The following is an 11,067-nucleotide window of genomic DNA, read 5'->3' as shown; positions in this document are numbered from 1 at the left end:
AGGTTGATTGTGCTTGTATGGGGGGCGCAGGCAGGGTGCCGGCAAGCGATTGTGCCGGAATCCCTAATCAGCTTGAATCTTTCAGGTAGCCTCAACGCTGTCGGTACGGGTGTGTCACTGAGGGTCTTTTGTAAAACCGCCATCCACAGCGCATCCCGCGTTGTGCACTACTTGTTCACTTAGAAACAAATCAGGTATCCGGCATTTTGCCGGATACCTGATTGATGTGCCTGCAAAACAGTTTAAATTTTCAGAATCCGCTCACCGCGGCCGATACCAGCGGCACCGGTGCGTACGGTTTCCAAAATCAGGCCTTTGCTGACGGTTTCGAGGAAGCTGTCCAATTTGCTGCTGGTGCCGGTGATTTCGATGGTGTAGGTTTTGTCGGTTACATCCACCACTCGGCCGCGGTAGATTTCGGTCAGGCGCAACATTTCGTCGCGGTCTTTGCCGACGGCGCGGATTTTGACCAGCATCAATTCACGCTCGACAAAACGGCTGTCATTCAGATCGATGACCTTCACCACTTCAATCAATTTGTTCAGCTGTTTGGTGATCTGTTCCAAAACCGCTTCGTCGCCACGGGTGACAATAGTCATGCGCGAAAGAGTGGGGTCTTCGGTGGCGGCGACGGAGAGGGAGTCGATGTTGTAATCACGGGCGGAGAACAGGCCGACGACACGGCTCATCGCACCCGATTCGTTTTCCATCAGGATGGATAAAATATGTCTCATGGTACGCTCCTTGTGTCGTAATCGCGGTCGTTCACATCGTTTACATCGCTGTCGGCTTTGCTTTCACGCATATGTGGGGGCAGCACCATTTCGTCCAAGCCTTTGCCGTTGCCCACCATGGGGAAGACGTTTTGGGTGCGGTCGGTAATGAAGTCCATAAATACCAAGCGGTCTTTCAGCGCCAAGGCTTCTTTGAGTGCACCTTCCACATCGGACGGCTTCTCGATGCGCATACCAACGTGTCCGTAGGCTTCGGCCAATTTCACGAAATCGGGCAGTGAATCCATATAGGATTCGGAATAGCGGTCGGAATAATAGAACTCCTGCCACTGGCGGACCATGCCCAAATAGCCGTTGTTCAGGTTGACCACTTTCACCGGCAGACGGTATTGGTAGCAAGTGGAAAGCTCTTGGATGTTCATCTGAATCGAGCCTTCGCCGGTGATGCAGCACACGTCTTTGCTCGGGTCGGCCAAGTAGGCGCCCATGGCATAGGGGAGGCCGACGCCCATGGTGCCCAAGCCGCCGGAGTTCAGCCATTGGCGCGGACGTTCGAACGGATAATATTGGGCGGCGAACATTTGGTGTTGGCCGACGTCAGATGTGATGATGGCGTTGTTGTTGGTGAGGCGGGCCAGGGTTTGTACCACTTGCTGCGGCAGAATCACATCGCTTTTTTCCTCGAACCACAGGCAGTCGCGGGCGCGCCAAGCTTCAATGGTGTGCCACCATTTTTCCAGCGAGGCGGGGCTGAGGGCCAGCTCTTGTTTTTTCCACAAGCCGATGATGTCGCGCAAGACGTTTTTCACGTCGCCCACAATCGGCACGTCCACTTTCACGCGCTTGGCGATGCTCGAAGGATCGATATCGATGTGGATGATTTTTTTAGGTGAAGCAGCAAACTTAGACGGTACGGAGATCACGCGGTCGTCGAAGCGTGCACCTACGGCCAGCACCACATCGGCCTGCTGCATGGCCAAGTTGGCCTCATACATGCCGTGCATACCTAACATGCCGACAAACTGGCGGTCGGAAGAGGGATAGGCGCCCAAGCCCATCAGGGTGCCGGTACACGGCGCGCCGGTGAGTTTCACCAACTCGGTCAATTCGGGAGCGGCATTGCCCAATACCACCCCACCGCCGAAATAAATCAGCGGCCGTTTAGCTGCGGCCAAAACCTGCACCGCTTTTTTGATTTGGCCGGTATGGCCTTGGGTGACCGGCTGATAGGAGCGGATAAAAATGTCTTCTTGCGGATAGCTGAATTTCGCCATCGCCTGGGTGATGTCTTTCGGGATGTCGATCACCACCGGGCCGGGACGGCCGGTTTGGGCGATTTGGAAGGCTTTCTTGACGGTTTCCGCCAATTCGCCCACGCTGGTAACCAAGAAGTTATGCTTCACGCAGGGGCGGGTAATGCCGACCATGTCCACTTCCTGGAAGGCGTCGGAGCCGATGGCGGGCGTGCCTACCTGGCCGGAAATCACCACAATCGGAATCGAATCGGAATAAGCGGTGGCAATGCCGGTAACCGCATTGGTGGCACCCGGGCCGGAAGTGACCAATGCCACGCCGACACGGCCGCTGGTGCGGGCATAGGCATCGGCTGCGTGTATCGCCGCCTGCTCGTGCCGCACCAAAATGTGTTTGAATTTATTGAGTTGGAATAATGCGTCGTAAATTTCCAGCACGGCGCCGCCGGGATAGCCGAATACATATTCCACGCCTTCGGCTTTGAGACTCTGCACCAGTATTTGTGCACCTGATAATTGCATAATGACCTCTTCTGTGTTGCACGTCTCCTGATAGGCGGCGGCAGCCCCACCCCAGCACGGTAATGCTCTGATTGCCGCCGCACGGTTTCGGGTACGTAGGGCGGCAATGGCCGGTGGCAATCTGTCCGCTGCATCAATCAAGCGAGATGCAGGGCTTGTGTTAAAAAAGGAAAAGGCAAGATACCGCAGTGCAGCATAAAAAACAAGGGGGATAAACGAAAAAGCGACAGCAAAACAGGCTACCTGAAAAAGCTTTCAGGTAGCCTGTTTTGCTGGGGGAAAATGTAACTGCGGTTGGGGTGCGGGAGGAGTCAGCGCAGCTGCGGCATCACGGCGAGAATGGCGCTGAGCATGGCTTCGCCCAGGCGCAGGGAGCGCTGGCCGTTCCAGCCGAAATCGTCGTCGGGCAGGTTGTGGTTGTCTTTAAACGGCATTTCCAAGGTGTAGGCCAGGCAGCGGAAGGTTTCGCCCACGTAGGCGGTGGCCATGCCGAGGTTGGCTTGGCCGGGTGCGTCTTTTTCATAGCCGTGCTCGTCTTGGAAATCGGGGCTGGCTTGCAGCAGGGCGGTTTTGAAGGCGCTTTCCAAGGCGGCGATGCGTTCGTTGTAGGAAGGTACGCCCTCGGTGCCGGCCACGAAAACATAGGGCAGTTCTTCGTCGCCGTGGATGTCGAGGAACATATCGACGCCGGTTTCGTGCATTTTCTCGCGCACGTAATACACTTCGGGGCTGTGGGCTAAGGTAGGCTCGGCCCATTCGCGGTTGAGGTTGGCACCGGCGGCGTTGGTGCGCAGGTTGCCGAGTACGGAGCCGTCGGGGTTCATATTGGGCACTACATAGAAAGTGGCGCGGTCGAGCAGGGCGCGGGCGGTGGGGTCTTGGTGGTCGAGCAGGCGGGCGAGGAAACCTTCGATAAACCATTCGGCCATGCTTTCGCCGGGATGCTGGCGGGCGATGACCCAGATTTTCAGGTCGCTGGCTGCTTGGTTGCCGATGGTGAGCAGGTTGAGGTCGCGGCCCTGCACGGTGCTGCCCAAGTCGTCGATTTGGCACAGGCCGCTGCCTTGTGCTTCGCCGAGCAGGTTGAGGTGCTGCTCGTGGGAGTAGGGCTCGAAATAGGCGTAATACACGCTGTTGGCCAGCGGGGTGTGTTCGATGATGAGCTCGCCGTTTTCATAGCGGGTGGGCACGCGGAACCAGTTGCTGCGGTCGTAAGAAGCCACGGCTTGGTAGTCGGGCCAGGCGTAGTGGTAGGTGGCGGTGCCGGCATCTTCGATGCGCAGGGTACAGGGCTGGTAGGCCGCACCCTGCAGGCGGAAGTAAAACCACTGTTTGAATTCGGATGCGTTGTCGCCGCGCAGGTTGAGGCGGATGTTGCTGCTGTCGGCGGCGTCGATAACGGTGATGGCGCCGGCGTCGAAATTACTGCTGATTTTGGGCATGTCGGTTTCCGGAAAAAGGGAAAATGGGAACGGCGGCATTGTATAGCATCGGGCAGGCGGGGAAAACGCTTTCCTGCACAGCCATGCCGTGCCGGCAGGCACCCGCCTCGGCAGGGGCAAAAAAGCTGGATTTTTTCCGACAGGGGTTCTAAACTGTGCAGCGCACAAAACAAACCGCTGGTCGGAACAAGGAGAAACGCCATGTTAGCCAAACACGTGATCAAAAAATACCCCAACCGCCGTCTGTACGACACCGCCATCAGCGGCTACATCACTTTATCCGATGTGAAACAGATGATTTTGGAAGGCGAAGACATCGAAGTGCGCGATGCCAAAAGCGACGAAGACCTGACCCGTCAAGTGCTGCTGCAGATTCTGCTGGAAGAAGAAACCGGCGGCCGCCCGATTTTGAGCAACGACATGCTGCGCCAATTCATCCGCATCTACGGCCACACTTCGCAATCCATGCTCACCCCGTTTTTAGAACAAAACATGCGCATTTTTGCCGACTGGCAGCAGGGCATGCAGAAACAGATGCAGGGCGGCGGCCAAAACTGGCTGCAACCCTTCGCCTTCCCGCCCGCCGCCGCTTCGCTGGCCGAATGGCAACAGCAGCTTCAAAAACAGTCGCTGCAGTTTTGGCAGACCATCGGCTGGTTGCCCAAAGAATAAGCGCGTACCGGCGGCCGTTTCGGCTGCCCGCCACGCAGGGTTCAGGCTACCTGAAACCCTTTCCGTCACCCACTACAACAGGAAATCCCCAATGAAAGTATTGTTACTCGGCGCGCCCGGCGCAGGCAAAGGCACTCAGGCGCAATTCATTACCGCCGCCTTCAATATTCCGCAAATCTCCACCGGCGACATGTTGCGCGCCGCCATCAAAGCCGGCACCCCGCTGGGCTTGGAAGCCAAGAAAATCATGGACGAAGGCGGTTTGGTGCGCGACGACATCATCATCGGTATGGTGAAAGAGCGCATTGCGCAAGACGACTGCAAAAACGGCTTTTTGTTCGACGGCTTTCCGCGCACGCTGGCACAGGCCGAAGCCATGCGCGAAGCCGGCGTGGATTTGGATGCCGTGGTGGAAATCGACGTGCCCGACAGTGTGATTTTGGAGCGCATGAGCGGCCGCCGCGTGCACTTGGCTTCCGGCCGTACCTACCACACCAAATTCAACCCGCCGAAAACCGAAGGCAAAGACGACGTAACCGGCGAAGACTTGGTGCAGCGCGATGACGACAAAGAGGAAACCGTGAAAAACCGTTTGGCGGTTTATCATGAACAAACCGCCGTCCTGATCGGCTTTTATAGTGGCTTAAGCGGCAGCAACGCGCCCAAATACATCAAGGTGGACGGCACCCGTCCGGTAGAAACGGTGAAAGCCGAAGTATTGGGTGCCTTGGGCCAATAATGTTTGCCTAGACAAGCTTTCAGGTAGCCTTTGCGCCTATTAAAAAAAGGCTGCCTGAGTCATCAATATTCAATCGACAATTAAGACAGAGCCGATGCCGCATTACCCCATCCGCATCATCGATGCCTTTACCGACACTTTGTTTGGCGGCAACCAGGCTGCGGTGATGATATTGCCGCATTGGCTACCTGAAACGTTGATGCAGGCGGTGGCGGCGGAAAACAATCTGGCGGAAACCGCCTTTGTCGTTGCCGAAGGCGAAGCATGGCATTACCGCATCCGATGGTTTTCGCCGTTAACGGAAATCGACTTTTGCGGCCATGCCACTCTGGCGGCGGCTTGGGCATTGTTTGACGACCATCCGCAGGCGGAAACGCTGTATTTTCACGCCGAGGCGGTGGGCGAATTGGCGGTGACGCGCCATGCCGACGGTTTGCAGATGCGCTTCCCTCCGCGCCTTGCCGAAGCGGTGGATTCCGTTCCGGAAGCGCTGGGCAAGGGCTTGAGCATTGCGCCCCGCGAAGTGTTGCGCAGCCCGCAAGCCTATTTTGTTGTCTATCCGCATGCCGCTGATGTGTTGAATGTGCGCGCCGATGACCACATCCTGAAGCAGCTCGCCCCTTACGATGTGGTGGTGACGGCGGCGGCCGAGCCGGATAGCGGGCATGATTTTGTTTCACGCTATTTTTGGCCGGCCAACGGCGGCAGCGAGGATGCCGTGACCGGCTCGATTCACGCCGGACTGGCGCCGTTTTGGGCGCACCGATTGGGCAAAACCGAACTGACCGCCTATCAGGCCTCGGCACGTGGCGGCCGCCTGCATTGCCGTGTTACCGATGATGCCGTGTATATTACAGGCCGCTGCGTGGTTTATCTGGAAGGCAGGATAGATCTGCCCGCATCGTCCCCGCCTTTGGGTGCGTAACGCAAAGATTTGAGGCTAGCTGAAACCATATCGAGAGTGACTGTGATGGATTTGAAAACATACCTGTTGCCGGCCGTACTCTGCCTGCCTTTGGCCGCTGCCGGGCAGGGCGTTTACCCGCAATGCCTGAGGCTGGTGCAAGACACGTGGCAGCTGATGGCTTTTATCCAAGTGTGCGATGAAAAAAGCCTGCCGTCGGATGCGGTGCTGGAAAATGTGGCCGAACAAATGGGCAAACAGATCGAAATCTGCGACCGGCAGCTGGATGAGTCGGCACAAAAACGGCTGCAACATGATTTGAGCACCTATATTGAGCGGCAGCAGAGCCGCGGCATTGATGAAAACGCTGTGCGCCGCCAATGCAGCAACATCGACCGCACCTTGGACGATATGCTGAAGCGCTATCAAAGCCAAACCCAAGGCCGTCCGTAACAGCAGCGGGCCGGCTATTTGAGGCTACCTGAAACCGCATCGATAGTTGCTGTAATGGGCTTAAAACATACCTACTTCCGGCCGTACTCTGCCTGCCCTTGGCCGCTGCCGTGTGAATGAAATTTTGAAACGCTACCAGCCTTGAGGATAATCCTGTGAACAGAAAACTGATTGTGATGCTGGCGCTGCTGGCTGCGCTGCCCGCTGCCGCCGAAGACTATATGCCGTTTACCGAGCGTTACGGCCACCAATTCGAAAACGAGCGGGCTTGGAACGAAGCGGCGGTTACCCTGCCCGACTATCCCGAGGCCGGGCGCGGCAACTGGTTTCAATTATATGTGAACCCAACCTATGCCAATCAGGCCGAAGTGCTGCTGCCTTTGGAAAAAGCCGCCGACGGCAGCTTGCGTTATGTGCTGGCCATCCGTTCGCCGGGCGGCCAGCCGAACTACACTTACGAAGGCATCCGCTGCCATGACCTGCATCAGCGCCCGTTTGCCTTTGGCGACAACAGCAACCGCCGCTGGATTGCCCCGCGCAACACGCAATGGCGGCTTTATGACAACTACCGCACCACTGCCGACCCCGTGCGCGGCCGCCTGATGCGCATCTTGTGCGAAGACGGCATCCCGCGCAGTGCCGAAGAGGCCGAGCAGCTTTTGCACCGCTTCGGCAAACGCTCTTAAACCCCTGCCCATCAGGCTACCTGAAAACCAATCACGCGCATTTCTGCGCAGGTGGTTTTCAGGTAGCCTGAGACCTTTGCAACACCCCCATCTGCGGCGCATTTCTGCGTTGTGCGTTTATGCCCTATGGGTACTGCTCGCTCACTTGCCTATCTAGATGATATGTCTGTCCCACAGGGATTCCTGGCGTTCACGTTCGCTGCGCGGCTACGCCTTGAACTGCATCCACATCTGGAGGTTTTGCAAAGGTCTCAGCCTGATTTTTAGGGTCGTTTTAGGTGTTTAGCTCTGGGCACCGCGTCGGCGTTCAATCGAAATACCCACTTCGCGAACATCGGGCAAGATGCCCGGTTTGACCACGCGCAGGCGCACGCGTTCGCAGCGGAAATTGTTCAAAATCAGCGTGGCTACATATTCGGCCAAGGCTTCGAGCAGGAAGAACTGTTGCGCTTTGACGCCGGCGCGCACGGTGTCGGCCACTTCGCCGTAATGCACGGTGTCGTCCACTTCGTCGCTGGCGCCGGCGGCGGAGAGGTCGGTATGGATGTCGATGTCGAACAGGATGGTTTGGGGGCGGGTACGCTCCCAGTCGTACACGCCGATCAGGGTATCTACTTTCAAACCGTGTAGGAAAACGGTGTCGTTCATGGCTTGGCCCTCGTGATAGAATCCGCTTCCCATTTTATGCAAAGTAATAGCGCTATGTTGGATTTATTTTCTGCGGCCGATTGGGTGGCCGTGGCGGCGGCCTATTTGTTGGGTTCGCTTTCGTTTGCGGTGCTGGTGTCGAAATATTACGGTATGGACGATCCGCGCACCTACGGCTCGGGCAATCCGGGCGCCACCAATGTGCTGCGCAGCGGCCGCAAAAAGGCAGCGGCGCTCACGCTGTTGGGCGATGCACTCAAAGGCCTGGTGGCGGTGCTGCTGGCACGTTGGCTGCAAGATGCGGCGGGATTGAGCGATGCCGGCATTGCCGCGGTGGCGGTGGCGGCTCTGGTGGGCCATATGTGGCCGGTGTTTTTCGGTTTCAAAGGCGGCAAAGGCGTGGCCACCGCCCTGGGCGTGTTGTTGGCGCTGTGTTGGCCGGTGGCGCTGATTTGTGCCGCGGTGTGGTTGATATTGGCTTTCGGCTTGAAGATTTCTTCCTTGGCCGCGTTGGCGGCCACCGCCATCAGCCCGCTGGCGGCCTATTGGCTGGTGGACAAGTCCTCGTGGGTGTGGGCCGTGGTCATCATTGCCGTGTTGGTGCTGGTGCGCCACCACAGCAATATCCGCAATTTGTTGAGCGGCCGAGAAGGAAAAATCGGGGAAAAAGCGGAATAGAAACCATGCCTTTATTATTTTTACATCGCACAAACACATCACGGCGTATATGAGGGAGCTTGGGGCGGGAAGAAAAACAAGAAGAATAGTGATCAGGAGAAAATCATGATGAGCCGTAAAATTTTCGCCATCCTACACAAGCGCCTGTGGTCGCATTTGCAGGCGCAGGGCTTTCAGCACCATATCGGCCGCAGCTATTACCGTCTCGCTGACGGACAGGTGTGGTATGCCGCCAGTCGCGCACTGAATGCGCATTTGCAACACATCGGGCGGCCAAGCGCCGATAGCGCCTTTGATTGCGTGGCGGGCATTTACCATTTCGATGCCGATGAGCAGGCCATCGTCGAGCGCTATTTGCAGGTGCGAGAGCCTTATTGGGGCACGCAATATCTGATGAGCGTGCAATGCGATGGCGCGCCAAGCCAGACCGGCGGCGGGCGCAAAAAGGATATGAGCCTCTGGCGTGTGGCGGCCGAGGGCGGCAACCTTGATGCGGTGATGGACGATTTTGAAGCCGCCCTCGTGCAACAGGCCTTGCCGTTCTGGGTACGCATGAGCAGTGATGCAAACGCTGCCGCCGCACGGCGCTACAACGCGGAAAAACGCGCGCAAGCCCAAGAGTTTCGCGAGGGCTATTTTGATGCCGTGGACAGCGGAAAAGCCAAGGAAGCCGAAGAATGCCTGCGCTACTGGCTGCTGCGCGATGCGCCCGACTATGTCGCCTATTGGGGCGCTCACGGCGGCGACCCGCTGCGCAAAATCCAAGGGAGCACACCGTGACCCTGCCGCCGCTTGCCGACATTCTTGCGCGTCTGAAGCATACACTTCTCCTCCAATACAACCCGGTGCGCACGGAAATCGCCCCAGAGTGCGGCGACAATCTCGCCTGGTACGCGCATCTTTAAGATATGAAAGATATGGTGGGACATGCGCCAATGGAAGGCCGCATTTGGCTCTTGGTAGCGGCTGCGGCATCGGTGCTGATGATTACCATGGGCATACGCATGTCGCTGGGGCTGTTTGTGCAGCCGATGGTGCGCGACACCGCGCTCAGTATTTCGGCGGTGAGCTTCGCCATGGCGGTCACCCAGCTGATGTGGGGGGTGTCGCAGCCGCTCACCGGCGCATTGGCCGACCGTTACGGTGCTTGGCAGGTGATGCTGTGGGGCACGCTGTTGCTGGCCTTGGGCTGTGCTTTGGTGCCCTGGCTGCCCGGCACCTGGGGGCTGACGCTGACGGTGGGCGTGATGGTGGCCTTGGGTGCGGGCGCCGGCAGTTTTTCGATTCTGATGAGCCAGGTGGCGAATACAGTGCCGCCGCATTGGCGCGGCACGGCCTCCGGCATCGTGAATGCGGGCGGCTCTTTCGGGCAGTTTTTGTTTGCGCCGCTGGTGCAGGGGCTGATTTTGCTGCCGGCGGCGGGCTGGCGTGGGGCGATGTATGTGTTGGCGGGCATCAGCCTGCTGGCGATTCCGGTGTCGCGCTTCCTCACCCGCGGCGACGCGCCGCCCGAACGCTTGCCCGCCGGTGCAGCGGCCGACGGCCAAACTTGGACACAGGCGCTGGCGCAGGCGTTCCGCGACCGCAGCTATATTCTGCTGCATCTGGGTTTTTTCACCTGCGGTTTCCATATTGCGTTTTTGGTGACCCATTTGCCGACAGAAGTGGCCTTGTGCGGGCTGCCGCCGGCGGTGGCATCTTGGTCGCTGGCCATCATCGGCATGGCGAACGTGGTGGGCAGCGTGTTGGCCGGCTGGTGTGTCGGCCGCTGGCGCAGCAAATACATTCTGTTTTGGATGTACGCCTCGCGTGCGGCTTTGGTGGCGGCCTATTTGATGATGCCGCGCACCGATACCGTGTTTTACCTGTTTGCCGCCGGGCTGGGCTTGACTTGGCTGGCCACCGTGCCGCCAACGGCGGCGATTGTGGGCAAGTTGTTCGGCTTGCGTTATCTGGCCACTCTGTTTGGTCTCACCTTGCTGTCGCACCAAATCGGCGGCTTTTTCGGGGCTTATCTCGGCGGCTGGGCGATTACCCGCTTCGGTGATTACGGCTGGATGTGGTATGCCGATATGGCGCTGGCCGCGGCCGCAGCTTTGCTAAACCTGCCGATTCGGGAGCAGAAAGTCGCGCGCCAGCAGACGGCGGGTGGCTAAAGTGGAGGCGCCTGATGAGGAGTAGAGGCTACCTGAAACGAGTGGTGCGTTTTCAGGTAGCCTGTTGTTTCTGTAATCTGTTTCGGCAAACCCACTTAGCAAGCGCCGCCATGCCCTGTTAAGGGAATGGCGGCGGTTTGCTTACTGCGTCCCAATACATACCCAAAGTGCCACAGGCTG

Annotated in this window: 13 protein-coding genes and 1 pseudogene; 10 read left to right on the top strand and 4 right to left on the bottom strand. The window is 58.0% G+C overall.

Annotation, left to right across the window (positions count from 1 at the left end; all coding sequences use genetic code 11):
- Positions 1–242: 242 nt before the first annotated feature.
- The 3 genes from ilvN to HMPREF9371_RS03115 all read right to left on the bottom strand — a co-directional run bounded on the left by ilvN (position 243) and on the right by HMPREF9371_RS03115 (position 3,951).
- Positions 243–734: an acetolactate synthase small subunit gene (gene ilvN, locus HMPREF9371_RS03125; RefSeq protein WP_009118435.1), complete on the bottom strand. Its 492-nt coding sequence runs from the start codon at positions 732–734 to the stop codon at positions 243–245.
- Positions 731–2,509, bottom strand: coding sequence for a biosynthetic-type acetolactate synthase large subunit (ilvB, locus tag HMPREF9371_RS03120; protein WP_009118434.1), 1,779 nt, complete (start codon positions 2,507–2,509; stop codon positions 731–733). The genes ilvN and ilvB overlap by 4 nt, the downstream gene beginning before the upstream one ends.
- A gap of 311 nt (positions 2,510–2,820) precedes the next feature.
- Positions 2,821–3,951: a M14 family metallopeptidase gene (locus HMPREF9371_RS03115; RefSeq protein WP_040660721.1), complete on the bottom strand. Its 1,131-nt coding sequence runs from the start codon at positions 3,949–3,951 to the stop codon at positions 2,821–2,823.
- A gap of 201 nt (positions 3,952–4,152) precedes the next feature.
- Here HMPREF9371_RS03115 and phaR point away from each other — a divergent pair, with 201 nt between their 5' ends.
- The 6 genes and pseudogenes from phaR (at position 4,153) to HMPREF9371_RS13110 (ending at position 7,672) form a co-directional block, all read left to right on the top strand.
- A complete protein-coding gene (gene phaR, locus HMPREF9371_RS03110) occupies positions 4,153–4,623 on the top strand; it encodes a polyhydroxyalkanoate synthesis repressor PhaR (RefSeq protein WP_009118432.1) in 471 nt (156 codons plus the stop codon).
- 91 nt (positions 4,624–4,714) lie between these two features.
- Positions 4,715–5,362, top strand: a complete 648-nt coding sequence (gene adk, locus HMPREF9371_RS03105) for an adenylate kinase (RefSeq protein WP_009118431.1) — start codon at positions 4,715–4,717, stop codon at positions 5,360–5,362.
- Positions 5,363–5,456: 94 nt separating this feature from the next.
- Entirely contained in the window at positions 5,457–6,287 is an 831-nt protein-coding gene (locus tag HMPREF9371_RS03100; RefSeq protein ID WP_009118430.1) for a PhzF family phenazine biosynthesis protein, read from the top strand.
- 45 nt (positions 6,288–6,332) lie between these two features.
- Positions 6,333–6,719, top strand: coding sequence for a hypothetical protein (locus HMPREF9371_RS03095; protein WP_009118429.1), 387 nt, complete (start codon positions 6,333–6,335; stop codon positions 6,717–6,719).
- A gap of 155 nt (positions 6,720–6,874) precedes the next feature.
- On the top strand, positions 6,875–7,405 hold the full coding sequence (locus tag HMPREF9371_RS10995; RefSeq protein WP_156786980.1) for a CNP1-like family protein: 531 nt from the start codon (positions 6,875–6,877) through the stop codon (positions 7,403–7,405).
- Positions 7,406–7,481: 76 nt separating this feature from the next.
- Positions 7,482–7,672 (top strand): annotated as a pseudogene (locus HMPREF9371_RS13110) (ATP-dependent exonuclease).
- Between the two features lie 15 nt (positions 7,673–7,687).
- Here the strand turns inward: HMPREF9371_RS13110 and folB are convergent.
- A complete protein-coding gene (gene folB / locus HMPREF9371_RS03085) occupies positions 7,688–8,053 on the bottom strand; it encodes a dihydroneopterin aldolase (protein WP_040660717.1) in 366 nt (121 codons plus the stop codon).
- A 54-nt stretch (positions 8,054–8,107) separates the two neighbouring features.
- On the opposite strand from folB, the gene plsY reads away from it, so the two are divergent.
- From plsY to HMPREF9371_RS03070, 4 genes are all read left to right on the top strand, one after another.
- Positions 8,108–8,731: a glycerol-3-phosphate 1-O-acyltransferase PlsY gene (gene plsY / locus HMPREF9371_RS03080; RefSeq protein ID WP_040660079.1), complete on the top strand. Its 624-nt coding sequence runs from the start codon at positions 8,108–8,110 to the stop codon at positions 8,729–8,731.
- A 105-nt stretch (positions 8,732–8,836) separates the two neighbouring features.
- Positions 8,837–9,511, top strand: coding sequence for a hypothetical protein (locus HMPREF9371_RS03075; RefSeq protein WP_009118425.1), 675 nt, complete (start codon positions 8,837–8,839; stop codon positions 9,509–9,511).
- Positions 9,508–9,636: a hypothetical protein gene (locus tag HMPREF9371_RS13780; RefSeq protein ID WP_269596739.1), complete on the top strand. Its 129-nt coding sequence runs from the start codon at positions 9,508–9,510 to the stop codon at positions 9,634–9,636. Before HMPREF9371_RS03075 ends, HMPREF9371_RS13780 begins: the two co-directional genes overlap by 4 nt.
- 3 nt (positions 9,637–9,639) lie before the next feature.
- Positions 9,640–10,887 (top strand): MFS transporter, encoded by a 1,248-nt coding sequence (locus tag HMPREF9371_RS03070; RefSeq protein ID WP_009118423.1) that lies wholly within the window; start codon positions 9,640–9,642, stop codon positions 10,885–10,887.
- Positions 10,888–11,067: the final 180 nt, after the last annotated feature.

This window comes from Neisseria shayeganii 871, from assembly GCF_000226875.1.
Lineage (GTDB): Bacteria > Pseudomonadota > Gammaproteobacteria > Burkholderiales > Neisseriaceae > Eikenella > Eikenella shayeganii.
This window is presented reverse-complemented; position numbering and strand designations above follow the sequence as displayed.

Excerpts from the sequence above, each read along its gene's own strand:
- ilvN (WP_009118435.1), bottom strand. The coding sequence starts at position 734 with ATGAGACATATTTTATCCATCCTGATGGAAAACGAATCGGGTGCGATG.
- ilvB (WP_009118434.1), bottom strand. The coding sequence starts at position 2,509 with ATGCAATTATCAGGTGCACAAATACTGGTGCAGAGTCTCAAAGCCGAA.
- HMPREF9371_RS03115 (WP_040660721.1), bottom strand. The coding sequence starts at position 3,951 with ATGCCCAAAATCAGCAGTAATTTCGACGCCGGCGCCATCACCGTTATC.
- phaR (WP_009118432.1), top strand. The coding sequence starts at position 4,153 with ATGTTAGCCAAACACGTGATCAAAAAATACCCCAACCGCCGTCTGTAC.
- adk (WP_009118431.1), top strand. The coding sequence starts at position 4,715 with ATGAAAGTATTGTTACTCGGCGCGCCCGGCGCAGGCAAAGGCACTCAG.
- HMPREF9371_RS03100 (WP_009118430.1), top strand. The coding sequence starts at position 5,457 with ATGCCGCATTACCCCATCCGCATCATCGATGCCTTTACCGACACTTTG.
- HMPREF9371_RS03095 (WP_009118429.1), top strand. The coding sequence starts at position 6,333 with ATGGATTTGAAAACATACCTGTTGCCGGCCGTACTCTGCCTGCCTTTG.
- folB (WP_040660717.1), bottom strand. The coding sequence starts at position 8,053 with ATGAACGACACCGTTTTCCTACACGGTTTGAAAGTAGATACCCTGATC.
- plsY (WP_040660079.1), top strand. The coding sequence starts at position 8,108 with ATGTTGGATTTATTTTCTGCGGCCGATTGGGTGGCCGTGGCGGCGGCC.
- HMPREF9371_RS03075 (WP_009118425.1), top strand. The coding sequence starts at position 8,837 with ATGATGAGCCGTAAAATTTTCGCCATCCTACACAAGCGCCTGTGGTCG.
- HMPREF9371_RS03070 (WP_009118423.1), top strand. The coding sequence starts at position 9,640 with ATGAAAGATATGGTGGGACATGCGCCAATGGAAGGCCGCATTTGGCTC.